This window comes from Sphingosinicella rhizophila, from assembly GCF_032378825.1.
Taxonomy (GTDB): domain Bacteria; phylum Pseudomonadota; class Alphaproteobacteria; order Sphingomonadales; family Sphingomonadaceae; genus Allosphingosinicella; species Allosphingosinicella rhizophila.
In genome coordinates this window covers 118,802-142,677 of record NZ_JAVUPU010000003.1, presented here as the reverse complement: position 1 = coordinate 142,677, position 23,876 = coordinate 118,802, and the positions used below count along the sequence as shown (strand labels likewise).

Genomic DNA, 23,876 nt, shown 5'->3' with positions numbered 1-23,876 from the left:
GAAGTATGGGAACGGATTTCGGCGCCTGGAGCCTCGTACCGCCGCTCGTCGCGGTGACGCTCGCCCTTAAGACGCGGCGCGTGCTCATCTCATTGCTGGGCGGCGTGACGGTCGCCATGCTCATTCTTTTACACACCCAGCCGTGGATGACGCCATTCGCCGTACTGGACCGTGCAACGGCCGTGGCGAGCGATCCTGGCAATTTGCAGCTTATCGCCTTCAGCATGCTGATCGGCTCGCTGCTCCAACTCATCCGCGCGGGCCGCGGCTTCGATGCATTCAACACCCTGATCCAACGGCGGGTCGGGCTTGCCAGCAAGCGGCTGACCTTCGGCATGACATACGGATTCGGGGTCGCGCTCTTCCTGGAAACCTGGAGCAATGTCCTCATTACCGGATCCACTCTTTCAGGCCTCTATGATCGTCTCGGCATTTCGCGCGAGCGCATGGCCTACTTCATCCACACGGTCGCCATCAACGCCGTCGCCTTGATTGTGATCAACAGCTGGGGCGCATATTATATCGGGCTGCTCAGGGCGCAGGATATCGCCAACCCGTTGGGCTTCGTGATCAGCGCCGTCCCCTACACGCTCTATTGCTGGGTCAGCCTCGCGCTGGTCGCTTTCGTCATGGCGAGCGGCTTTACCATCGGTCCTATGCGGGAGTCGACGCCGCGGCCGGTGGACGAAGAAGAAATGCATGACGATATGGATGCCGCTTGCCCCTCGGTCCGCCCGCGCCTCATCTATCTGATTGTCCCAGTGATCACGTTGATCGCCGTGGTGATCGGTACCATGTGGGTCACCGGCGATGGCCATATCGCAGGCGGTGACGGGACGCGCGCGGGTCTCTACGGTGTCGGCCTATCCATCCTGGTTGCAGTCATGGTCCTCAAAGCGGGCGGCGCGATGACAATCCTCGCCGCCGAAGACCATATTGTCGAGGGTCTTCGCAAATTTCTCGACGTTTCCCTCCTGCTGATCTTCGCGCTTTCACTCGGCACATTGTGCCGCGATCTCGGCACCGGCCTCTACCTTAGCCAGATCGTACAGGTCACCCTTCCCCCATTCGTCATTCCGGCCCTGATCTTCATCGTGAGCGCCTGCATGTCATTCGCAACCGGCACATCCTATGGAACGCTCGCGATCATGGTCCCGATCGTCGTCCCGATGGCGGAGTTGACGGGCTTGTCCGCACCTTTGCTGTTCGGCGCGGCCCTTTCCGGGTCGGTGTTCGGCAACAACACGTCGCCGATCGCGGACATCAGCATCGTAACGAGCAAGGCCGCCGACATTTCAGTCGTCGATCACGTGCGGACCCAGCTTCCCTACGCCCTGATCGCCGCCACGATCACAGTCATCGGTTTTCTTGTCCTGGCACTCGCCACCCGCTGATCTCCCGAGGATTCACATGCCACATTTACGCACCAACCTGTTCGCCGCTCACATTCTCGCCCTGGGGACCTGCCTCGCCAGCGAAGCCCAGGCAAAGGAAGGAATGTGGATGCCGAACCAGACTCCATACATAGCGGAATCCTTGCGGGCCGAAGGGCTGGCGTTGGATCCCACATCGCTTTCGGATCTCGGAAAGGCACCTTTGGATGCAATCGTATCGCTCGGCGGATGTTCGGGCGCGTTCCTGAGTCCGCAAGGTCTCGTCGCCACCGCCCATCACTGCGTCTATGGCGCGATCCAATATGTTTCCACACCGGACCGTGACTATCTGCGCGACGGATTCCTCGCCAAGAACATGCCCGAGGAGGTGCCGGCACCGCCCGGAACGCGCATGTTCCTGCTCGAAAGACTCGAGGATGTGACAGATGTCATGTTGCGGGGCATCACGTCTAGGACTGTCGGCATCGACCGGACAAGGAAGATGGAGGCCAACCGCCGCTGGCTGATCGAAAAATGCGAGCGTCCCACCAATCGCCGCTGCGACGTCCGCTCTTATTTTGGCGGATCATCCTATTGGCTGCAGCAACAGCGCCAGATCCTCGACGTACGGCTGGTCTATGCGCCCGCCAGCGGCCTTGGAAATTTTGGAGGAGAGACCGACAATTGGATGTGGCCCCGCCATGCGGGGGACTTCGGCTTCCTGCGCGCCTATGTCGCGCCGGACGGAAGCTCTGCCCCCTACAGCCCGGCCAACATTCCCTATCGGCCGCGCACTTGGCTCCCGGTGGCGAGGACCGGCGTCAAGGCGGGAGATTTCGTCATGGTGGCCGGCTTCCCGGCGATGACCAATCGTCTGGCTTCTGCGGCCGAGGTGAAGCTTGCTTTCGAAGCCCTCCTACCCGCGCGGAAAGCTGCGGCCCATCGATATGTCGAGCAGATCGAGACAGAGACCATGGGAGACGATGCGGCCGCGATCGCTTACGCATCGACGCTCCGGGGACAGCAGAATGTCCTGAAGAAAATCGGCGGCCAATTGGCCGGCGCCGATCGCATTGACCTCTTGGGGAGAAAGGCGGCCCAGGAGCAGGCCTTCCAACGATGGGTAGAAGCAGACGCGCAAAGACAGGGTCTCTACGGTCCCGCGCTGGCGGAAATGGACAACCTCATCGAGGAAGAGCGGAAAGCAGGCCTCGACGATATCGCCTTCGACGCGCTTCAGCGCGGCCAGTTGTTCGCGTCCGCCCTCACCTTACTGCGCTGGGCTCACGAACGGGAAAAGTCGGATCCGCTTCGGGAGAGCGGCTATCAGGATCGCGATCGGCGCTCGCTCGTCGAGCGCCTGAAACGGCTGGATCGCCGCTTCAAGGCGAAGGTCGATCAAACCCTGTTCGCGACAGCCGTCGCCGAGTATCGAAAGACGCCCGCCGCCAGCCAATTGTTGCTGCGTGCGATCGATGGCCTCGGAATGGACAGGATCTATACGGAGTCCCGCCTAGCCGATCCGGCCGAACGCCTTGCCTGGCTGGACAAGCCGGTCGGCGACTTCGAGGCCTCGAACGATCCCTTCATCCGGTTGGCCGTCACGGCCCTTCCCGGCATGCTGGCCGCCGAGGACGCACGCAAGGATCGTGAAGGGCGGCTCCAGGCCGTAAGATCGCAATATGTACAGGGCCTCATCGCATTCGCGTCGGCCGATGGCAAAACACTTTATCCGGATGCGAACGGGGCGTTGCGCCTCGCTTATGGCCGCGTGAGCGGGAAAAAGGTGGACGGGGAAAGCTGGGCCGCCTTCACCACGGTAAACGGTCTGGTCGCCAAACATGCCGGCAAGGGCGAATTCGACGCACCGGCTTGGTTGATCGCAGCAGCCAAAACGGGGGATTTTGGCGGGTTTGCAGCCCCGAACCTGGGAACGCTGCCCGTCAACTTCCTGTCTACCCTGGATATAACCAGCGGCAATTCAGGATCTGCCACGATGAATGCCCAGGGCGAGTTCGTCGGAATCGCTTTCGACCGGACGATGGACGGAATTCTTTCCGATTGGGCGTTCGACGAAGCATCCGACCGAACCGTTCATGTCGACAGCCGCTTCATGCTCTGGACGATGGAAAAGGTCGATGGAGCGAACCGTCTGTTGAAGGAAATGGGGTTAGAGGATCGAGCCGGGCAAGACCGTAGTGGCAGCAAAGGCGCGAGGGAAGCTATTAGCCGCTAATATCGCTCGTTTCGGTTCTTCGACCACTCCATCAGCGGTCCTGAGAAGAATGGGAAGCGGACAGCCGGCGTAATTTCTGGCGCATCTTGTTGCGAACTGGCGGAGACGAGGCCTGGAGAGCGAGCGCGTTGGCGCCTCCATAGCGCGCGAGAGACCCTGACTTCGCATCGTGAAGCGAGACGATGTCTCCACATACCCTCGTTGCAACAAATTTTCTCCCATTCGAAGCCCGAATCACTGAGGAAATGCAGCTCTACACGGCAACATCACTGCGGACGTCGGCTTGGTCGCCCGCCCCGCTCGACGTGCGATAAGGGGCAATTATGTAAGAGCGCTCAGACCTTATCCATGGGTGGCGCAGCGTTCTGCTGACGGCGCGGCTTCGATCCTTAATGCTTTCGCAATTTGCCTTGGTTAGGAGGAAAGTGTTGGGATTTCGGTGATTTATGATAGGTACAACGCGTGGTCGACTGGGCTCCCCTTCCCTAGCCGTCATGGCTTTTGGAGCCAGCCGGGCAAGTCAATGAGGCTGGTCGCTCATTCCTGCTAGGGCAGCTTCTTAGCGCTCCTGCGGCCACCATCATGGGCGCTTTCTGCGCGATCATTGTCGTCACCGTCGCCTTCCTGAGAACTACCGATCCCATCTATGGGGTGTTGATCGGTTTTGAGCTCGTCCTTGTCACACTTCGGCTGCTGGAATGGCGGCTGCACGAAGCGCGCTTGCGGCTTCACCCAGCCGATGATCCCGCTGTCGACGCCTCGGTATTGCTCTCATTTCTGTGGTGCGCCCTGCAGGGTGCTTCGGCGTTCATCATCATGTCGGGTGATGACCCGGTGCTTCGGATATTGTCGGCAACCCTCGTCATGGCACTCATCGGGCCGATATGCGCCAGAAACTATGCTGCACCGCGGTTCGCCTTTATGCTTATCCTGCTTTGCGATCTTCCCTTTGTTGCAGGGGCGATCGCATCTCGCGAGCCATGGCTCGTGACGATTGCGGCTATCACGCCACCGTTCCTCTTTGGCGCGATGCAGATCATCACTACCTTCCATCGAACGATGTTGTTAACACTGGCCGCGGAAGCCAAGAATCTGCATCTCGCACAACATGACTCCCTGACCGGCATTCTAAACCGGCACGGCATGGATGCCGCGCTCGGTCAATTAGTACCGCGCCACGACAAGAAGATGGCGCTGATTTCCATTGATCTCGATGGCTTCAAACAGGTGAATGACAGTCTTGGCCATGGCGCTGGCGATCTTCTTCTGATCCAGGTGGCCGAGCGGATCCGCGGAGCAACAAGCGATGATGCGCTCATCGGTCGCATGGGGGGCGACGAGTTCATGGTGGTTCTGCGAGATACCTCCCCCGACCAGGTGACCCCGATCGTGGAAGATCTAATTACCACGATTTCCCATCAGCCGTACGAGTTGAGCGGCGGAACTACCGCGCGCGTCGGCGCGAGCATCGGATTTGCCTGCCTACCCGAAGACGCGGGCAGCACCGTCGAGCTACGGCTGCGTGCCGATCAAGCTCTTTACGCCGCAAAGGAACGGGGCAAGGGGGTTGGCTTGCGCTATGGCGAGCGCGAGGACGGCACCGATCGATCATTATCGAGCGCGGGGGAGATGAAGGCACCCTTCGTTCATTTCGACCGCTGGCGCTCAAGGTAGCGGTAGTTCGCGTGATGGACGATTTCCCAAAGTAGTGAGCAGGGAGGTGTCGGCGACTTCACACCGAATTCTGGACGCCTCAGTTCGCTTCATTGTTTCCAACGGATGCCCGAAGCGAATATCTTACCCGGCTCGATCGTATTGAAACCGCCATTCTCTCCGGCGAGCCGGATGAGGCTGAGCGGGAATACGCGAGTCACGTCAGATTGGCGGCAGAAGCTTTGCGTCAGGCACATGCTAGGCAATGAGACTGCGGCGGACGAACCATCGGCGCGGGCGCCCTTGCTCAGCTCCAGCGTTTGCGTCGGCCCCAGGGGTGGGCGCGATTGCATCACGAGTGAGGATTAAGCGCTACGGGCGTCTGAGAGGCGGATCGTCCCCCCTGCGACCTCGCCCTCGCTATTGTTGGTCTGTTGCGCTTTTGGCGAGGTGCTTGCGAATGTTCTTAATGTGTTCTCATGGTGGGTCATGGGAATCGGTGCGGAGGATTTACGGGATAAGGCACTTCTGGCGCTGGAGGAGGTCGTGCAAGAATGCCGCTATCGCGCTCCCCGGCGATCGTTCGCCATCCGCTTCGCCCTCGCATATCTCTGGGCCTATTCCGGGAAAGATCGAAAGCCGTTCGATGACTTTTGGCGCAGGCTCGGCGAGAAGCATTCGCCTTGGAGCTTCAGCACCGCAGATTGGGATTTGCAGGCAATCTATCGGACGCTGAAGGTCGAGCGGCGCGATATCGTCTCCGATCGCATGTGGAAGGCTCGCCAGACGGAGGAACGACTAAGTAAAGGGGTGGACCCTGCAACGGGCGTGCCGCTCCGTGATTCTTCGGCCTCCCATAGCGATCTTGAATCTTGACTATCGAGTTTCAGGAAGCAGCCCAAGCGCCTCGGCCACGACATCGTGATGCTCGACCTTCTCCGGCTTCTCTAGAAGGTACTCGTCATCTTCCGGATAGTAACGAGCCACCTCGACATCTTCCCCCGCGAAGGCACGTATGGCGTCCATGGAAGACCACCAGCTCAAGGTGGTCACCTCGGTCAACCCATCTCCGAGATCTCTCATAAGCATCTGGCATCCGAGGTTGCCGGCGGTTTCGAGATAATCCGCAATCCCGGTTTTCTCGATATAGCCAACGTACGCTTCTCGATCCGCCGTCCGTATGCGCGACGCCCAACGCCGTAGAATTACATCACGGTCTGAACCCATGGCGGCCTCCATTCCCGAACCTCTGCGCAGATGCTCCGTTTAAACCTTTGGGCGCATTTTGCGAAGCGGTGACCGAAGCGACCTGGCTAATCTGCTGGCGCTGGCGCCGCACCCGCATGAGAGCTCAAAAATCGACCTAATCTAGATTGGAAGCGGAAACTCGAATGGCCGGCAAAGCGCTTTTGCCCCCATGCCGCGCTATTTCTTCCACATCTATAATGACGCCGTCATCCGAGATACGCAGGGCGAGGAATTACCGGACCTGAACACAGCTCGCGATGAAGCACTTCAGGCGGCCCGAGCTTTGATCTGCCTCAGCGTGAAGAAGGGCCATGTGAATCTGAATCACCGGGTCGAGGTGGTCAACGAGGACGGCGAATGCATCGCGGCTGTGCCGTTTCGCCACGCTGTAACCATCTCAAGCTGACGGCTCGACCGTGCCTGCGTTTCCGACCACCCGAGAACCCTCATGTCAGAATGGAGGCGCAACGATTGGCACAAGGAGCGTAGGTGGGCGTTGGCCCTGGACGCAGGTGGAGCGATCATGTGTCAGAACAACGAATTGTCGCAGTGGGATTGCTCACCCAGCGAGATCTCGACGATCTTGGACAATCGTTCACCCGGCTTTGGCCGATCGATGAAACTCCGTGCTTCGCTGACTTGCTCCAGGCGATCGATGAGGCAGAGCGTGAGCTCTGGAGGGCGCGTGACGCTGAAAATCAGATTCCACCGATAGCGGCTAAAGACACGCCCCGACGTTCCTAGCGGCAGCCTCGGAGCCGAGCACCCCTGATTTGCTAACGGGTCCGAAATGAAATAGCTCGTCTGGGTTATGAGGATTGAACTCAGCTGTAAGTTGTGCGGCAGTGCCCGCTTCGATTATCCGTTGGTCATCACGGATGACGCCGAGATCAGTTGTTCCCATTGCGGCCGGAAGGTGGGCACGGTTGCGGAGATACAGGCGCAGCTCATCGAGCAGATCACCAGCGACGACGCAAAGCACTCCTAGCCCGACGATCGGGGCTCGCTGTAAAACACATCGTAAACGTCATCGCTTCTGCCGTTAACCAAACGGAGATTGGTTTATGGCATCTTGATTTAACTGAGGGAGCGGGGGCGACCATCAGGTGTGAGCGAATGATATGAGCGACGACCCCCTGGATCACATGCGCGAGCGGATCGCGCGATGCCGCCGCCTCGCACAATACATCAATGACCCTCGCACCACGGCGGCACTTTTAGAGATGGCTGAGGACGGTGAGCGGGATCTGGCGAAGCTGATAGCTGAGCGGGCCGAGCGGCCATCAATTCGGAACCCCTGAGCCTGCATATTCTTAGTCCTGACGCTTCGGCTATGTGCGAACCCGTCTAAACGCCGGCATCCTCAATCGAACCATCCAAAATGGAGGCGTTCCCGATCGCCCAGGGTCCACTCTGGACCATTCGTCGCTCGACAGCGCGCATGAGACGGGTCATTTTGCCCGGCGACTCGGACTTCGGCATTGGAACACCGGCCACGACCGCGGATGAGATACTGAAGCCGGGTCGCTCCTTCAAACGCTGACCAACGGCACGAACATGACTTTCTGGGTCGGTCTTGATCTTGGCGGACGAGAGACGAAGCTCTGCGTCGTCGGTGCGCAAGGCGAGGTGATCCATGAGCGATATTGCCCTTCCGATGCGGAAGAGATCCACGCTGCCCTGAGTGCGTTTCCCATAGAGCAAATCCAATTGGTGTCTGTGGAGGCAGGCGGGGGTACCCACATCGTCAGGAGGCTCCGTGCCTTCGATTATCCAGTCGCGATTTTCGAGGCTCGAACAGCATCGAAGTTCCTCAAGATTCGCCGGGACAAGACGGATGACGGCGATGCGAGGGGCCTCGCGGATCTCGGACGCCTTGGCCAAAGCACGGTCTCCAGGGTCCGCTTGAAGGGCCTGGAGCGCCAGCAACTCCGGTCACGGCTGATGGTCCGGCACAAGCTTGTCAGGCATCGTGTGGCCGTCGACAATGTCATTCGTGACTTGCTCACCCTTTACGGCGGCACCTGGAAGCGCACGGAAGCGACAGGCGGCACGAGAATTTGGGGCCAGGAGCAAATCGAACTGATCAAGGCGGCGCAGAATGTCGACCGTACGGCGGAGCTATGTCCGCTCATCGAGCTATCCGAGGCATTGCAGTCCTATCTGAAAGAGACCGACAAATGGCTTTTGAAGAGAGCGGAAGGGAATCCGCTCTGCCGCCGGTTCATGGAGATACCGGGCGTCGGCCCGATCTGCGCCCTTTCATTCTACACCGCCATCGAAGATCCGTTCCAGTTCCCGAAGACATCCAGCGTGGGCTCCTTTTTCGGATTGGCGCCGACGGTCAGCCAGTCAGGAACGCGGGAGACGCGCAAAGGGATAAGCAAGATGGGGAGCAGGCTCACACGCATGCACCTGTTCGTGGCCGCCAACACCTTTTTTTCCCGCTACAAGGAGGATGCGGCCTTGAGAAGCTGGGCGCTTGGGCTGGCCGGTCGCATCGGCAAAAAGAAGGCGAAGATCGCGCTCGCGCGCACGCTTGCAATGGTCATGCTCGCGATGTGGAAGGATGGATCCAGCTTCGATCTCAATCATCGCCTCGGTTCGAGCCCACCTGCACCCGCCGATTCCTCTTCCTAGCGGAAGCGGAGGGCCTGGACTTCGCTCCCCGACAAGGGCTTGCAGCCTGAGACGCGTTATGAAGCCAGGCCCTTCGATATTCGCCGCGGGCAAGACAGCCTCAAGCCTTGTGTTCCGTGGTGACACTGCCCTGCGCCAAGGCAGCATTGTCGCTCAACTGGAGCGCGTGCCCCGCGAAGTAGAAGACCGCGCCGGTCAGCAGCCCCCATAGCTGCACGCGGTAGGTCTGTTGCGCCTTGCGATTATAGGCAAGAAATTCGATTTTCAGATCATCCGCTTCCTCAAGCCGGCCGTCATGCTCAAGTTCGTGCCAAGCAATGTTGCAGCGGACGGCTGCCTGCCTCGCGTGCGAATTGAGGATCCCAGCAACGAAGCTTGCCGCCCAGGCGAGCATGGCAAGGCCGATCGGCACCAGATACCAACCAGGCGATACACCAACGGTCTGATGGAGAGAGAAGGCGATTGCCGCACCCGCCGCGCCCTGCAGCACGGCCCTTTGCTGTTTGAGTTCGTCCTCCAGCCGTGTGTGGAGCATCACGTCGTCCATCATTCAGCATCCACTCTCTTGTGCCCCGCGCACGACTCATCCGAGTCGAGCTTCCTTCTTATCCGAATATCGGATAGAGGTTTGCAAGCGCGGAATCCGATTCGCTGCAATTTCTGTGGATCCGACGAAATGACCGATTTACTGTTCGATCTCGATCTGGTCCGAACTGCCATGGACGGCCCGCCCAGGGTGACGCAGGCCGCACTGGCGCAGGTCACTGGCCTCAATCAATCCGCCATCTCCAACATCCTGAAGGGTAGCCGCCGGGTGAAGGTGGAGGAGGCGGATCTCATCTATTCCTTCCTCGGAATCAGCCGGACGCCATCAGTTCAGATGGTGCCGGTGATCGGGCTCGCCTCGGCTGGCAACTGGAAGGAAGCGATCATAGCGCCTCCCGGCGGCATGATGCCGGTGCCGAGCAAGGCGGCAGGCCGAAAAGCCTTCGCCGTCGAGGTGAAGGGCGACAGCATGGACCGGATCATTCCCGACGGCGGCTTTGCCATTGTCGACCCCGAGCAGACCCAGCTTTTCAACGACAAAGTCTACCTGATCCAGAACGAGGAACATGACGCCCAGGTGAAGCTCTATCGCTCCAACCCCGCCCGCTTCGAGCCAGTCAGCAGCAATGAACTGCACAAGACCATTTACCTAGGTGAGCAGGTCGTGAGGGTGATTGGTCGCGTCGTCTGGCAGGGTGCGCCGCTGTAAAGGATCCTTCCCACGTCGACGCCCCAAGCTGAGCCGCGGATCTATCGTCGCCCCCGATACGGTTCGCACCCCACACCATCGCCATCCCGGTCAAGATGTGGACCATAGCCCGGCTGTCCGATCAAAACTGGCGCTGCACCAGCCGCCCTGGCTGCAGCGCAATTGGTATAAGCTGATCCCGTCTTCGGACGACGGACCAGCGGCTGGGGCGCCGAAGTGTCTGCGCGGCCGCCGTGACAGTGCCGCCCACCATTTTTGCGGTCATGGTGACAACCATCTGCCGCTGTCCGGCCTGGATGGGCCGAAGCCGTCGCGGGAAATGGCAGTAACAACGCCAAAATAAGGAGTGGCCGCATTCGGCCTCCATGCGTTAGCGGTTCCGAGTAACCCTGAACGTGAACGGGTATTCTTCTCCGTTGAAGGTTACTGTGATCAGCACATCCTGGGGCCATTTCGCTGCCGGCCCCTTAAGCTTGCTTACCACAAACCTGCCTCCATAGCTGTCGTCTGGGTCGACCGTCGTGGTTTGAACGATCTCATTGGCCAGAGCATGCCTCGTCGCATCCAGCCGCGCCTGGATCGCGCCGATCGCATAGCCTCCATCACGGGTGATATTGTTCGCCGCTATCTGGCCACCAACGCTCGGCGCCGTGATATGTGTGCGGTAGGTTCCACGAGGCGTGTAGGTGGTTGCCGTATAATGATTGGTGCTGCTTGCGGCCGCTCCTGCCGCCGCGCCCGCCAGCAGAGCGACGCCAATCTGCGACCACATCGCACGGTTTTTGGCTTTCTTATCCAGCTGCTCGCGCGTGAGCACCGCAAACTGCGTCCCGGCCACCTGGACACGAACGTCCTCGACGCCAAAATTGTCGGACTGGTCGCCCAGGTTGAAGACGGCAATCCCAAACGTCAGCCTGTCGTGGTCCAGGCCAAGTGGCGTGACCTGGACAGCTCCGCGGGTTGCTTGTCGATCGAGCGTCGCCACGCCCTGCTCGTATCGAACTGAGGCGCCCTCCTCGGTGATCGGCTCAAACTTTAGCTTGTCTTTGGCCCCCGCTGGCGCGGCGACAAGAATCGTGGCCAAGGCCACGCACAAAATGCGACTCACAATATCCCCCCTGCTCGTTGCAAGGGGGTGTCGTTTAGCTGTTTGCGAGTCACAAGTTGAAAAGCAACCGGAATGGATCTTTCTGCAGATGTGAAGCGCAACGGGGACGATACGTCCGCTGCGGACATGCCTTACGGCACACAGGCCCAGCCCCTCGCCGCGGATATTTCGCCGTTTAGCAGCTATGTCGTCGCCAGTAGCGATCCCATTTGGCAGCCATCTTCTGCCTCACCATGAAGCAGCTCAAGTCGCCGACCGCGGGAGATCGGCACCAGGCGGCCGTCCGAGATCCCTTCCCCGAACCTTCCGACACGCAGGTGAGCGAAGGCACATCTCCTTTCAACACGAGATGGCCGGTTGGAGCATCGGCGATTGAACCTCGCGACGGGTCTCCCAATAGTGCATTCGCCAAGACATTGCGGGCTTCGAAACCGCTCGTGGGCGGGCAGGGGTGTCCAGCCCTGCACGTTCCATCCATCTCTCGCGCCGCTATTCCAGCCAGTCGGACCTTGGGTCCTTCCGCGCACCAGATCGGCCCGTCGCCGTCCCAAACACGCTGCGGCGTGCAGGTGAAGGATTGATGCTGGTCGACGATCGGTGTGGCAGTTGGCGTATCAGCCGGCTTTGCGGTCATTGAGAAGACAGCGATGGCTGCGCCGAGGCCAGCGAAAGCGGTAACGACGCCGGCCCAATATTGCCATGAGCGTAGCACGCTCAATTCAGGGTTCCGCTGCCTGACTGGAGGGCATCGATCCGCCGCGCGACCTCCTTCCACGCCGTCACGCCAGCAACGTCGCCCGCCAGAACCAGGGCGCCGATCCGCTCGGCGACGTGGAGGGCGGCATCCGCGCCATGTTGATGCATGACTTCATTGGCACAGGCCCACAATTCGCGGTCCGAGATCATGGTGCCACCGATAGCCACACCTGGCCGCGCATGGGAGCCATAATCTGCGCGACGGAGGTGCAGGACCGGGTCGGAGTGCCGCGCGGCTGCGCTGGGGCTCCTTCCGGGGCGTGGACCGGGGCAGCCTTTGCCGGGCCGGCTCGCGATCGACCATAGCTGACCGCCAGCACAGTCCATAAAGGCCAACTTGGTTCGCGGTGCTCATCCAGCTGACCCGACAATCGCCTGCGCCAGAACGCTCCGACGCCGATTATCGTCGCGCCGCGAGGCAGGCCTCCCAAAGGAGCATGTTGAACAGAGATAATGGTCAGGAATTTTCGCGGACAGAAGGGACTTGCGCTCGATATGGCTCCAAGCCGGATGGTGCTCAATCTAGATCTGCTTGGCTTCGCCTTCTTGCTCCGCCTCGACCTTGTCGAGGGAACCCGCGTCGAGATCATTATCGTCAGGTGCGTGCACCCGGTCGAGATAAAGCCCTGCCATTTCATAGTGGGCGCGCACAGCTTTTTCGTGACGCGCCGTCTGGGCCATTTCAATTTCGGACTCTGCCCGCTGTTCGAAATACTCCCGATCCTGTTGCAACCCCATTATCACCTCCGTGGGTTGAGCATAGTCCTCCACAGTTGATTCGCGTCAAAGTTAACGCGCGCGCGGTTGCCGTTCATTAAACCACATTAACCCACCAAAAGCGCTCCGCGACAAGCCGGCAATGAGATAGAAGTCGTTGCAGGTGCGAAAGGACCGATTACGCCTCAATCTTGAGGGGCTGTAGCGGAACCGGTTGCAGACCTGTCTCCGACTGGTCGCTTTCCAAATATGTCGAGCAGTTCAATCGGGAACGGAAAGACGATCGTGGAGCTTTTCTCACTCGCGAGGACGTTCAACGTCGAAAGGTAGCGCAGCTGCATCGCCTCGGGCGCCTGGCTGAGGATGCGAGCGGCTTCGAGCAGCTTCTGCGCCGCCTGCTGCTCGCCTTCCGCATTGATCACTTTTGCCCGCCTCTCGCGCTCCGCCTCGGCCTGGCGCGCAATGGCGCGGATCATCACGTCATTGAGGTCGACATGCTTGATCTCGACATTCGCAACCTTGATTCCCCAGGCATCGGTCTGGGCATCCAGGATTTCCTGGATATCGACATTGAGCTTGTCGCGCTCAGACAGCATTTCATCGAGTTCATGCTTGCCGAGCACTGAACGCAACGTGGTCTGCGCGAGCTGGCTCGTTGCAGACATATAATCTTCGACCTGGATGGTCGCTTTCTCGGGGTCGATCACCCGGAAATAGATTACCGCGTTAACCCGCACCGACACGTTGTCGCGTGAAATCACGTCCTGTGTCGGCACGTCGAGCACGAGCGTCCGCAGATCGATACGAACCATCTGCTGTACGAAGGGAACGAGCAGGATCAGGCCGGGCCCTTTGACGCCCGTGAAACGCCCCAGGGTGAAGACGACGCCCCGCTCATATTCACGCAATACCTTGACCGCGGCTATCAGAAAGATGAGCGCGAGCAGGATGGCAGGAATGTAGAATGCCAGATTACCAAGATATTCCATTCATACCTCCATTGGTGGCGCCGGATGTGGCGGATGCGGGTCGGTCGGGTGGTCCGGTTCAATAGCGAGAATCAGACCATCTATGGCGGCAACGCGAACGGGATCTCCTTTTCGAAACGGACCAACGCCGCCCGCCCGCCATCGCTCGCTATGGACGAACACATGGCCGCTACTGCCCTCCCAATCGAGGATCGTGCCCCTGGATCCGATCAGCTCCTCCCGGCCGCTGACGACCTTGCGCCGGCGCGACGTCACCGCGAGCCGGGCGATTATGACGGCGAGGAAGAGGCTGACCAGCGCCACTGCGGCAATCACGGGCAAGCTGATCTGGAACTGTGGCAGATCCGTGTCGATCATGATTGTCGCGCCGAACACGAAGGCAACCACACCGCCGATTCCGAGGATACCGAACGAAGGCGTGAACGCCTCCCCTGCCATCAGCCCAACGCCGAGAATGATGAGCGCCACCCCGGCATAATTCACTGGCAAGGCGGCGAGCGCATAGAGCCCGATCAGCAGACAGACGGCGCCGATTGTGCCCGGATAAAGGGCGCCAGGGTTCATGAATTCGAAGAGCAGGCCGTATACGCCGATCATCATCAGGATCAGCGCGATGTTGGGGTTGGTGATTGCTCCAAGCAGCCGGGTTCGCCAGTTCGGTTCGATCGTCCGGAGCGCGAGACCGCGCGTGTCGAGCGCGCGTTCGGCGCCGCCCGCGATAACGGTTCGGCCATGCAATTGGCGCAGGAGGTCCTCACTGTTGCGCGCCACGATCTCGATCACCCATTGCTCGAGCGCGGCATTCGCTGACAGACTGTCCGCACTGCGGACGGCGGCCTCGGCCCAATCGGCATTGCGGCCGCGCAGTTCGGCGAGAGAACGGATATAGGCGACTGCGTCGTTGATCGCCTTTGCTTCGCTCGCATTCTTTGGCTCTGCCTTTTGGGCTTCGTCCTTCCCGTCGTCCGTCTCTGCCGGCGAGAGGGGCGAGGCACCCCCGATCTGCACTGGTGTGGCGGCGCCCACATTTGTCCCAGGTGTCATTGCCGCAATGTGGCTGGCGTAGAGGATATAAGCGCCCGCGCTCGCCGCGCGTGCCCCGCTCGGACCGACATAGGTGACGACGGGAACCGACGAGCGCAGGATCTCGCGAATGATCTGGCGCATCGAAGTGTCCAGTCCTCCCGGCGTATCCATGCGCAGGATAACCAGCGGAGCATTGGCCTCGGCCGCTTCTGCGAGTCCGCGCTCGACATAGTCGGAGGTCGCCGGGCCAATCGCGCCTTCGATTTCGAGTATCACAGCCGATCGCGCGGCTTGTGCAGGTGCGGGAGCGGCTTCGAGCAAGACCAGCCCTGCCCACAGCAGCGTAATCAACATCTTAAGGGCACGCATGGCCGTCCCGCCGCCGTACATGTCCGGCTCCTCGGTATTGGCAGGCAGATCCAGGCAGAGCTCGCTTGGGCCGGCTGCGACCTGGGTCTTTCCCGGCGCCTGCTGTCTCCTTTTAGCTTACTTTGGCCTCAATTCCAAAAGCAGACGTAGAATGGCAAAGGGCGCCTGAGTGCGGGGTCCCTTTCCATTCATCGTCTGCACGATAACCTTTGCCAGTGCCGCGATGAATGTTAGCGTGATCGCCCAAGCACCCCAGAGAAGTCCTCCGCAAGGTAGAAATTCGCGCTAGATCTGCAGCTGACCTCTCTTGCTCGCAGATCGAACAGGGGAAGCGCGGAGATCGCCGTCGGTCCCGAAACAGGATCGGCGGCGATCACAATATCCTTGCCCAGCAAGCCTCCTCATTTGACAGCTATGCTAGGCTGTCAGATTCTCGCGCAGCGGTTTCACAGCCGTCCTCAATATTGACTAAGCAGTCGGCCGAGCTCCTCACCGACGAGCGTTGCTGCGGACAAAGGTCTATTCTTTGTACAGCGCGATGAAGGTACGATGTCTCCCCGAGTATCAAATGCGGTTCGAATCCCTGTCCGGGATCAAATAAGCACCGACGCTGAATTGAGACACTTTTATGCAATAAGTTCAATAGCTTAACATGGAGAGGGTGGGAGCAGGTGATCTGACCAACCAATTGAGTTACAACGATAAATAAACTTCGCATTATTCAGTCCCACACCTAGTCCCTCACTGGCAGGGTACATCTCCTTGCGAACGGCTAGTTCAGTGTTGTTCTGGCCTGCGGCTGTCGCGCATGAAAATTGATGAACGAGATCCGATGCGCAGATCGCTTCGCCTGTTACTTGTGGTTCCCAGAAGAGCTTTCTGTGGCACCGCCTAAGCGGTTGATTTTTCAATCAAATCATAGACTTGAGAAGTCGCCGAAGGCATCAATAGCACGATCTAGATTCATGGAAAAGGGTGGACGTGAATGGATGGGTTGGTTCGAGTCCCGGTTCTCCTACGCTGCCGAGCGCTGTTGCTCGGCAAAATTGCGTGCCCAGCAGAGTCCGTTGACCAATGCCATCTGTTCGATCGTGCGACAGGGCACTTCGAGCAGCCGAGGATTAGCATAGATCACCGCGAGGCACCGCGCACGGCTGATCGCGACATTCAGCCGGTTACGGCTATAGAGAAAGTCGATGTTGCGCGGCAGATCGTCGCCGCTCGAAGTGGCCATGGAAACCAGGACAACCGGCGCTTCCTGTCCCTGAAATTTGTCCACTGTTCCAACGCGAGCCCCCGCTGGGAGGGTCCGTTTTAGCAACTCGACCTGCATATTGTATGGGCTAACGACCAGGATATCTTCAGTGCCGATCACCGCTTCTCGACCATCTTTGTCACGCCAGCGCTGCCCCAAAAGCGCACGGTAAGTTCGGTCAAGCCGCTCGGCTTCGGGCCGTGACCGCTGCGTGCATCCGACGCTTTCGACATCCACGAAGCGCAGTCCGGTGGGCGCAATCGCCTCCAGGTCAGCGGCACCGTCGACCAGAAGAGTCTGAACCTCGGTTCCACCTGCGGATCGCAAGCGCCCCTCATAGACAGCGGCCGATATGAAGTCGCACAAGTCTGGATGCATCCTGCGGGTTTCCGCGAGGAAAACGCCGCGTTCGGGAGGCACGGTCGCTTGATTTCGCAAGAGGTGGTCGAGTGCCGACACGCCGCTTTCTCGGGGATGCGTGCCTTGAATGGGCTGCGCGAGCTGCATCTGGTCTCCGATCAGCACGATGTTGCGCGCGGCAACACCCATCGCGACAATATTCGCCAATCCGACCTGTCCAGCTTCGTCGATGAAAAGATAGTCAAAGGCCCGATCATGTTCAGGCCGCGCGAAGAGCCAGGCCGTCCCCGCGACCAGTTGATGACCGGCGGATACTTCCTCGTTCTTCAAGGTCTCCTCGATCCAGCGGCCTGTCCCCAGTATCTGGTCCTCGCGGCTGCTTTTCTTGATTCCGCGGCATCGCAGGCCGTTGGCCTCGGCGAGCGCTTCCACTTCGCCGAGAAGCTGATTGATGGCTTTGTGGCCGTTCGACGCGATGCCAATGCGCTTGCCCTTCGCTAGCAGGGCGACAATCGCCTGTGACGCCGTATAGGTCTTACCGGCACCGGGTGGCCCTTGCACCAGCAGATGGCTGTCCTCGAGTGACAAAAGCGCGTCGATCGTGGCGGGCAGCGTGTCCAATCCATCCGGGACCACTGGCGCGCCAATCTCGCGTCCGGCGATCGCGGGCAAGTCGCAACGCAGGATTGATGCGACAGCGGCGTAGCGATCGACTTTGCCGTCCCGCACAGCCTCAGCGAAACGATACACTGCGGCGCGCAGAGCCTTATCTCCGACCGGTCCGGAAGGGATCAGACAAGTCCCATCCTCGATCGGCGACCGGCTCGGGCCGAGCTTGAGTTCGATAATGCCCGCGTCTTCATCGACGAGGACCACGTCGCCGGCGGGTTCGAGCGTGCCCGCGCGCTTCGGGGTATCGCCAATCTTCAGCTTGAAATCCTGGGCGGGAAAACGGAATCGGTGAATGAAGGATTTTTTCTCAGGCCTTGGTGGTGTGTCGGGATCGGCCTCAAGCCCGGCAAGACATTCGGCGTCTTCGAGCAACGCTTCGAAAGGCAGCTCCTGGCGCGAGAAGACGGCCCACCATGCCGGCTTGCTTTCGCGACGGTGAAACTCGAGGAGATCGACAAGAAGCTGCCGCCATTCCTCGGCTGCCTGTTCTCCCGCGAGCAACGCATCGGCCATCGCCATCGCGCGTTCCTCAGCCTCCGTGCGCTCTTCGGCCGCGCCGCGCGCCTCCGCCTCGGGGACCCAGACGAACCAAGGTGAGTCGTCCGCCCGCATCCCGACCAACCAGTCGCGGCACTGGAGTGTCGAGCTGCAGTCGACGCGATTGTATTCAGCGATGTCGGCAAGAAGTTGTTCGTCGCCGAGACGCCGCCAGCGCTCGTACATGACGATGCTGTCCCCCGCCGTCGTCACTTCGCCGGCACGCGCCTCGCCAAGATAGAATTTCTCCATGTTCTTGATGGAGTAGGCGGATTCCGACGTGCGGATCGCCTCGCGCACCACGCGGTAGAGATCGACCAGCTTATGGTTGCGCAGGAAGTCGTCGACCTCGCCTTCGCGCGTACCATGGAACATCGCGAGCCGCTTGAGCGCCGTCTCCTCATAGGAGGCGTAGTGATAGATGTGGGCGTCCGGATAGTAGCGAAGGCGGTCGACCATGAAATCCACCGCTTGTTGGAAAGCCGCCTTCTCCTCGTCGCGGTCATGCGCCCAGAATGCGTGAAAGCGCTCCTCGCCCTTGTCGGCGGAGACAATCCCGAAGAGATACTCCAAGCCGCCATCGTACAGCGGGTCACCCTCCATGTCGAAAAACATGTCGCCCTCGTTGGGGCGCGGCAGCCGTTCGAGACCACGCCCGGACTCCGTGGCAAGCGGTTCGATGATCCGCTCGCCGGTCTGGCGCTGGTGGGCCTGAAGGCGCGCCTGATTGCGCAGGCGCGCGAGCGTTTCGCCTTGGATGCCTTCGATGCCGGTGCCCTCCGGCAGTTCGGCAAGCGCGAGAAGGTCCGGCACGCGGGAGGCACGCAACGTCTCCGCCTGACCCCGGGTGAGGCCGGCCACGAGGCTCAAATCATTTCCCGCCTCCCATTCGGCTTCACAGGTTTCGGCCCAGCGACAGAAGGTGCAATGCCCGCAGGGCGTGCCCCGGGACAGGACTGGCGGCATGCCGGCGAAGTCCAGGAACCGGCTGCGCGCGTACTGAAAATAGTGACTCACGGCATCGACGCGGACAGTCGCGATGGTGCCGTCGCCCAGCACCACATGCATCCGCTCGGGCGCGGTCCCCTGCTCGCGGGCGAGAATGTCGCAATACACGCACATCTGGAGAATGTGCTTGGGCTTCGCTGATCGCGCGAGCTTGGTGTCGGCGACCTCGTAGGCATGGTCGCCAAGGTTGGATGGCCGATCGACCTTCAGAAGAAAGTCCGAATAGCCCTGCCAGGGGCCGTCGAGAAAGGCGCCCTGGAAAATGACATCGGCGCCCTCACGCAGCGCCGCGCGCGTGCGCTCCGCTTTCTCGAGTATATCCCCATCCCCATCGATTTCGATGATCGATCGCCCTTCCGCGCGAAGGCGTTCGAGATAGGCGCGCTCGTGCTCGAGCCCTTTCTCCTGAAGCAACTTCGCCTGTTCGTCGTCCGCGCCAACCTCGACAGGATATTCGAGCTGGCGAATGTCGAGCACGGTCGCGTGCGTGCAGCCCATGAAATTGACCAGGTCGCTTGCCGAGAACAGCGCCGAATTATCACGCTTTTGCATCATTTCCCCCTTTATCCCCCCGATTTCCGTCCACCGGGCGGGCGCAATCGGCTTCACTCGACAGACCGCTCGGCCTGATTCCTCAACCTCGCCAGAGGCGACTGGCCCACGTCCGCAGGCCTTTCAGCACACCCTTTCGCGGGCTCCCTTCGGCGGTTTCATCGGGGAAGGGACGGACTGCGAATTCTGGTCCCTCCTTGGCCACCGATGGCGGATTGAAGCGAATGTCCTTCCTCGCCTGGTCACGGCGACGACCAGCTTCGACCTCCGCTTCGGTCCAATCCTCCGCCCACCGGACACGCCCGCGATCGATGATATAGTGCGAGCGACACGGCAGGCTCCAACTGCCCACCGACGGTGAGACTGAAATCGTCTCACCGTCAAACGTGAACCGCCAATCGAGCGGGGTCAACGGCAGGGCGACCTCGTGGCCGCAGCCACAGGCGCACAGGTGAATCATCGATCCATGCTCCAGCGATACATAGAAGACCCCGGGTTCCACCGCCTCGGGAATTTCTTCGACAAATCGCGGCACGAGCGCCTGTGCGGCGATCACGCCGCTTCTCCCGGTCGATCCTCATTCAGGAGGTGATTCCCGTCCAGGGTGAAAAGGGAGAAATGCTCCTCTTCGAGATCAACGTAAAATTTGCGCAGGCGCTTCCAGCGAAGGACGGCGAAGGCCGCGTTCAGCATGTTGAGATCCGCTACCTGGATATTGCGGGCGTAGATGTCATCCAGCCCCGCGCCCACGAGCGGGATACGACCTTTCGCACGGATTTGGTCTCGCATGGCGGGTGTGCTCGTGGTCACGCGAAGCTGACCCACAAGTGCGTCGTCGACGAGATGCAGGCCCATGCCGACATCGATGAACGGCAAACCCAATCGCTCAAGCTCGGCGATGATCGCCGCCTTCGCTTCGCCGGCGTCGAGACACAGGAAGACCATTGTCGCGTTTGCTAACAGTGTCAGATTATCTGCGCCCAGCCGCACCGCGTGGGGCACGACATGTCGATGCATCCTGGAATAAATGGCCGCCCAATAATCGACCTTCTTCGGTCGCGAGCGCAGTTCCTCCAGAGATGGCGCCCCGGGACCGCGGAACGCATTGTGCTGGAGCAAATCATCATCATCGTAGAGATCGATGCGTTCGACCGGCGTCTTGGCGACCTGGTCGAGCACGTAGGAGCCGGTGCCCCCCAAGCCGATGATAGCGACCCGGTCCCCCTCAAGTTTTTGCGACACCGCGCCGATTCCCGCTCGTGAGGACGCGGTGTCCAGATAGACGAAGGGCGATTCCAGATCATCGTTCGCGACCACCCGTCGCGTCCTGGGTGTCACCTCGGAATCGATGGCGGCCGCCTCGTTCGCCAGGATGGCGGCGTAGGTCGTCATCTTCTCATAGTAGTCGGCGTAATGGCCGACCTTCGGCTTGCTTGAGAAGCTATGGTTCACGACGAGCCCCCCGCCGATCGATTGAACCGAACTCGAGTTGATGATCTTCGTCAGGGGCTTGCCTCGCGCATCGCAAGGAATCTCGCCAGCGAACATCGCGACGTGGGTGTCCGGACGCTGGGTCCGATCGCCCGACAGGGCGAGCGTAGACACCAGCGTCCCCCGGGCGACAGCACGCGTCTGGGTGACATAGGGAACGTTGCGGATGACCAGATGATTGGCCACGATGGCAACCTCGAAGCCGTCCTCCTGCAGGCGCAGGAGATCGGGATTACGACTTATCAGTGGCGGTGACATGGAACACCATTCCTTCGATCACGGGGATGGACTGGCCAGGGAGGAGCGAACCTTCCGGCCTCGGCTGCGGACCTTTGCGGTAGCTGACCGTGAACGCGACGTTCGGCCCTGTCGGCGGCGTCTCAAAAGCCAGTTCGATCAGCCGCTCGAAGCTGATCGTTCCGGGCTCCACCTCGCGCTTGCGGGAGTTCACGCGGATGGTGAGCATCCGGGGTTCGATCCTCCGCGAGCGGATATGCTCGACGCCGTTGCCGGCCAGTCGGACGTGTCCGCCCGCGGGGATCGGCCGATCGGCGTCGGAGTCCAGGAACAGCTCAAGGTCTACTGGAATTCGGCCAATCTCACGTACATCCGTTTCCGTGATTTCGTCGCCGCCCCATTCCCAGCCACGCTCATCGACCGTGAGCGTGTTGACATGGTCGCTCTCGAACGAGCGGAAGGTGAGACGTTCGCCCCTTCGCAGCGGAACCTGCTCTTCCAGACCGACGGACTGGGCGATGCCGCCGTCAGTGCGGATAAGCACAAAGGCGCTCGGAGGGATGAGGCGGGCCGAAGTGCGGACTTCGCGGCCCTCGATCAGATCGTCGGCGGCGTGGATCACCGAACCGTCGACCTCGTATTCATAGGACTTGGGCATGTAACATTCCTTCGGGTCGAGGCCGGCACCGCGCCGGGACTCTTGCGCGCGAGTCTCAGATGGACTAGAAGGCCATATGAGTCTCGCTATGGACTGTCTATAACGGGACTAAAATTCAATTCAAGTCCAAATCTGGAGGAAGGGAGAAATTTTATGGTCGCACCATCCGTCGCCCACGAGGGCGGGGGACGCACAGCGATTCCGGTAGGGCTGGACGTCTTCATGCCTCTGGCGGAAGCTTGGAACCTGTCGACCGACGAGCAGATGCGCCTTCTCGGATCACCACCGAGATCAACGTTCTTCAAATGGAAAAAAGATGGCGGTGCGCTGCCCCGTGACACGGTCGATCGTATTTCCAACTTACTCGCGATCTGGAAGTCATTGGAAATTCTGTTCACGGATCCGGCTAGATCCGTGGAATGGATTAAGAGACCGAATGAATTTTTTGGTGGAATGTCGGCACTCGACACAATGCTTGAAGAAGGGAACTTCTTCGACATGGCACGTGTAAGGCAGTATCTCGATGCGCAACGAGGCGGTTAATCTCCCTCTCGTCGAAATTGACGAGCGGTTTCATAATTTGATCCCCTCCCGCTTTCCGCCAGTGCCCGTGTACGAGCGCATCGCGGGGGGACGTGATGAGCTATTCGCGCAAGTCGAGGAAATCACCAATCCTCGTGTGCGCGAGCGGGATCGCTTGACGCAGGGGCTGGCGCCGATTGACCAGCAGCTGCCCCGGTTCAAGAACTGGAATCACGCTCCGTTCGTGTATCCAAATCCTGAGGGGAGTCGCTTCTTTAAGGCGAATCGCAACGTGCTCGAGCTCGCGGGTGATCTTCAGACCGCGCTTGTGATCTCGGTCGGAAAGCGTGAGACTTTTCTCCGCCGAACCGCTGAGCCTCCGACACTGATCGAGATGCGCCAGATCGTGCGACCAGTGCGGGGTAGGTATCTCGATGCCCGGGGGTGGAACGGGGGAAACGATCGTGATCGTCGCTTGGCGTTGGGCGACGAGGCCGTTCGACTGGAGCTGGATGGAATTTTGTTCAGCCCTTCGGAACGGCCGAGCGCGCTCGGCATCGTTGTGCTCAAGCCCGAATGTCTCGGCAAACCCGATCAAGGCGACCACTTCAAATATGTCTGGAACGGGCAACGGATCTCCGTGCTCTATTCATTCCGAAACGATCAGAAGTATAGCCCCGATGACCTCGCTCTGGATGAAGCCATCATGGCCGCCTAGCCCTCGGGTGGAACTGGCATTTTGAGCTTTAACCAATCGCCGCGTCGGCGACCGGCGACCACGTTCTGATTGCGATTTCCAGCCAGCGAAATGGCCGATTGACGGGCCCGATGGACTGCTTCGACGAAATGCGTCAGCCTCTCCGGATCGCGCGCCTCGCATTCCCAGATCACAAGGACGTCCCAGTCCGCCGCTTCCAAGGCGGCTTGGGAAGCCTCGTCCCGTCGCACATTGCCGTTGAATTTTGCGTTCCAGAACTCAACCCGGGTCTTCGGTGTGCGGGTATGCTCGCAACCTGGGTGTCGGTGCCAGAAGCAGCCATGGACAAAGATGGCGACGCGATCGCCTCTGAAAACGATATCGGGCCGGCCCGGCAGATCGCGCGCCTGAAGGCGAAAGCGATGACCGGCGCGGTGAAGCGCCCGGCGCACCAACATTTCCGGCTTGGTATCCTTGTGGCGAACGCGGCCCATCACCTCCGAGCGGGTGAGCGCTG

Annotated in this window: 24 protein-coding genes; 11 read left to right on the top strand and 13 right to left on the bottom strand. The window is 60.2% G+C overall.

Going from position 1 to position 23,876, the window contains the following annotated elements:
- Positions 1–5 precede the first annotated feature (5 nt).
- The 4 genes from RQX22_RS06825 to RQX22_RS06810 all read left to right on the top strand — a co-directional run bounded on the left by RQX22_RS06825 (position 6) and on the right by RQX22_RS06810 (position 6,138).
- On the top strand, positions 6–1,394 hold the full coding sequence (locus RQX22_RS06825) for a Na+/H+ antiporter NhaC family protein (RefSeq protein WP_315724902.1): 1,389 nt from the start codon (positions 6–8) through the stop codon (positions 1,392–1,394).
- 16 nt (positions 1,395–1,410) lie between these two features.
- Positions 1,411–3,609 carry a S46 family peptidase gene (locus tag RQX22_RS06820; protein ID WP_315724900.1) on the top strand — a complete coding sequence of 733 codons (2,199 nt, stop codon included), beginning with the start codon at positions 1,411–1,413 and terminating at the stop codon, positions 3,607–3,609.
- 582 nt (positions 3,610–4,191) lie between these two features.
- Positions 4,192–5,283 (top strand): GGDEF domain-containing protein, encoded by a 1,092-nt coding sequence (locus RQX22_RS06815; protein WP_315724898.1) that lies wholly within the window; start codon positions 4,192–4,194, stop codon positions 5,281–5,283.
- A gap of 429 nt (positions 5,284–5,712) precedes the next feature.
- On the top strand, positions 5,713–6,138 hold the full coding sequence (locus RQX22_RS06810) for a hypothetical protein (RefSeq protein WP_315724897.1): 426 nt from the start codon (positions 5,713–5,715) through the stop codon (positions 6,136–6,138).
- Here the strand turns inward: RQX22_RS06810 and RQX22_RS06805 are convergent, their stop codons facing one another.
- Entirely contained in the window at positions 6,139–6,489 is a 351-nt protein-coding gene (locus RQX22_RS06805) for a hypothetical protein (protein ID WP_315724895.1), read from the bottom strand.
- Positions 6,490–6,679: 190 nt separating this feature from the next.
- On the opposite strand from RQX22_RS06805, the gene RQX22_RS06800 reads away from it, so the two are divergent.
- The 3 genes from RQX22_RS06800 to RQX22_RS06790 all read left to right on the top strand — a co-directional run bounded on the left by RQX22_RS06800 (position 6,680) and on the right by RQX22_RS06790 (position 9,150).
- Complete coding sequence (locus tag RQX22_RS06800) at positions 6,680–6,916, top strand: DUF6894 family protein (protein WP_315724893.1); 237 nt, start codon at positions 6,680–6,682, stop codon at positions 6,914–6,916.
- Positions 6,917–7,321: 405 nt separating this feature from the next.
- Positions 7,322–7,498 carry an ECs_2282 family putative zinc-binding protein gene (locus tag RQX22_RS06795; RefSeq protein WP_458309538.1) on the top strand — a complete coding sequence of 59 codons (177 nt, stop codon included), beginning with the start codon at positions 7,322–7,324 and terminating at the stop codon, positions 7,496–7,498.
- A gap of 569 nt (positions 7,499–8,067) precedes the next feature.
- Complete coding sequence (locus tag RQX22_RS06790; RefSeq protein WP_315724890.1) at positions 8,068–9,150, top strand: IS110 family RNA-guided transposase; 1,083 nt, start codon at positions 8,068–8,070, stop codon at positions 9,148–9,150.
- Between the two features lie 100 nt (positions 9,151–9,250).
- Here RQX22_RS06790 and RQX22_RS06785 read toward each other — a convergent pair whose 3' ends face one another.
- Positions 9,251–9,700 carry a hypothetical protein gene (locus RQX22_RS06785; protein WP_315724888.1) on the bottom strand — a complete coding sequence of 150 codons (450 nt, stop codon included), beginning with the start codon at positions 9,698–9,700 and terminating at the stop codon, positions 9,251–9,253.
- A gap of 126 nt (positions 9,701–9,826) precedes the next feature.
- Between RQX22_RS06785 and RQX22_RS06780 the strand changes: the two genes are divergently transcribed.
- Entirely contained in the window at positions 9,827–10,405 is a 579-nt protein-coding gene (locus tag RQX22_RS06780) for a LexA family transcriptional regulator (RefSeq protein WP_315724886.1), read from the top strand.
- Positions 10,406–10,446: 41 nt separating this feature from the next.
- Here RQX22_RS06780 and RQX22_RS06775 read toward each other — a convergent pair whose 3' ends face one another.
- Positions 10,447–10,761 carry an excalibur calcium-binding domain-containing protein gene (locus RQX22_RS06775; RefSeq protein WP_315724884.1) on the bottom strand — a complete coding sequence of 105 codons (315 nt, stop codon included), beginning with the start codon at positions 10,759–10,761 and terminating at the stop codon, positions 10,447–10,449.
- Positions 10,762–10,775: 14 nt separating this feature from the next.
- Positions 10,776–11,489: a hypothetical protein gene (locus tag RQX22_RS06770; RefSeq protein ID WP_315724882.1), complete on the bottom strand. Its 714-nt coding sequence runs from the start codon at positions 11,487–11,489 to the stop codon at positions 10,776–10,778.
- A gap of 96 nt (positions 11,490–11,585) precedes the next feature.
- Between RQX22_RS06770 and RQX22_RS06765 the strand changes: the two genes are divergently transcribed.
- A complete protein-coding gene (locus tag RQX22_RS06765; RefSeq protein WP_315725555.1) occupies positions 11,586–11,750 on the top strand; it encodes a hypothetical protein in 165 nt (54 codons plus the stop codon).
- 477 nt (positions 11,751–12,227) lie between these two features.
- Here the strand turns inward: RQX22_RS06765 and RQX22_RS06755 are convergent, their stop codons facing one another.
- The 8 genes from RQX22_RS06755 to RQX22_RS06720 all read right to left on the bottom strand — a co-directional run bounded on the left by RQX22_RS06755 (position 12,228) and on the right by RQX22_RS06720 (position 22,140).
- Complete coding sequence (locus RQX22_RS06755; protein WP_315724881.1) at positions 12,228–12,419, bottom strand: DUF6961 family protein; 192 nt, start codon at positions 12,417–12,419, stop codon at positions 12,228–12,230.
- Between the two features lie 372 nt (positions 12,420–12,791).
- Positions 12,792–13,007 carry a hypothetical protein gene (locus RQX22_RS06750; RefSeq protein ID WP_315724879.1) on the bottom strand — a complete coding sequence of 72 codons (216 nt, stop codon included), beginning with the start codon at positions 13,005–13,007 and terminating at the stop codon, positions 12,792–12,794.
- A gap of 164 nt (positions 13,008–13,171) precedes the next feature.
- Positions 13,172–13,975, bottom strand: a complete 804-nt coding sequence (locus RQX22_RS06745; protein WP_315724877.1) for a slipin family protein — start codon at positions 13,973–13,975, stop codon at positions 13,172–13,174.
- Positions 13,976–15,355 carry an NfeD family protein gene (locus tag RQX22_RS06740; RefSeq protein ID WP_315724875.1) on the bottom strand — a complete coding sequence of 460 codons (1,380 nt, stop codon included), beginning with the start codon at positions 15,353–15,355 and terminating at the stop codon, positions 13,976–13,978.
- Between the two features lie 1,030 nt (positions 15,356–16,385).
- Positions 16,386–19,700: a TM0106 family RecB-like putative nuclease gene (locus RQX22_RS06735; RefSeq protein WP_315725540.1), complete on the bottom strand. Its 3,315-nt coding sequence runs from the start codon at positions 19,698–19,700 to the stop codon at positions 16,386–16,388.
- 136 nt (positions 19,701–19,836) lie between these two features.
- Positions 19,837–20,310 carry a DUF6527 family protein gene (locus RQX22_RS06730; RefSeq protein ID WP_315724873.1) on the bottom strand — a complete coding sequence of 158 codons (474 nt, stop codon included), beginning with the start codon at positions 20,308–20,310 and terminating at the stop codon, positions 19,837–19,839.
- The gene (locus RQX22_RS06725; protein WP_315724871.1) at positions 20,307–21,503 is read right to left on the bottom strand and encodes a ThiF family adenylyltransferase; all 1,197 of its coding nucleotides are present in this window, start codon (positions 21,501–21,503) and stop codon (positions 20,307–20,309) included. The genes RQX22_RS06730 and RQX22_RS06725 overlap by 4 nt, the downstream gene beginning before the upstream one ends.
- A complete protein-coding gene (locus tag RQX22_RS06720) occupies positions 21,478–22,140 on the bottom strand; it encodes a multiubiquitin domain-containing protein (RefSeq protein WP_315724869.1) in 663 nt (220 codons plus the stop codon). Before RQX22_RS06720 ends, RQX22_RS06725 begins: the two co-directional genes overlap by 26 nt.
- 153 nt (positions 22,141–22,293) lie before the next feature.
- Here RQX22_RS06720 and RQX22_RS06715 point away from each other — a divergent pair, with 153 nt between their 5' ends.
- Positions 22,294–22,683, top strand: a complete 390-nt coding sequence (locus RQX22_RS06715) for an antitoxin Xre/MbcA/ParS toxin-binding domain-containing protein (RefSeq protein ID WP_315724867.1) — start codon at positions 22,294–22,296, stop codon at positions 22,681–22,683.
- Positions 22,664–23,380: an RES domain-containing protein gene (locus RQX22_RS06710; RefSeq protein WP_315724866.1), complete on the top strand. Its 717-nt coding sequence runs from the start codon at positions 22,664–22,666 to the stop codon at positions 23,378–23,380. Before RQX22_RS06715 ends, RQX22_RS06710 begins: the two co-directional genes overlap by 20 nt.
- On the opposite strand, the gene RQX22_RS06705 is transcribed toward RQX22_RS06710, so the two are convergent.
- Positions 23,377–23,856 carry a very short patch repair endonuclease gene (locus RQX22_RS06705; protein WP_315724864.1) on the bottom strand — a complete coding sequence of 160 codons (480 nt, stop codon included), beginning with the start codon at positions 23,854–23,856 and terminating at the stop codon, positions 23,377–23,379. The two genes, RQX22_RS06710 and RQX22_RS06705, sit on opposite strands and share 4 nt — an antisense overlap.
- Positions 23,857–23,876 lie beyond the last annotated feature (20 nt).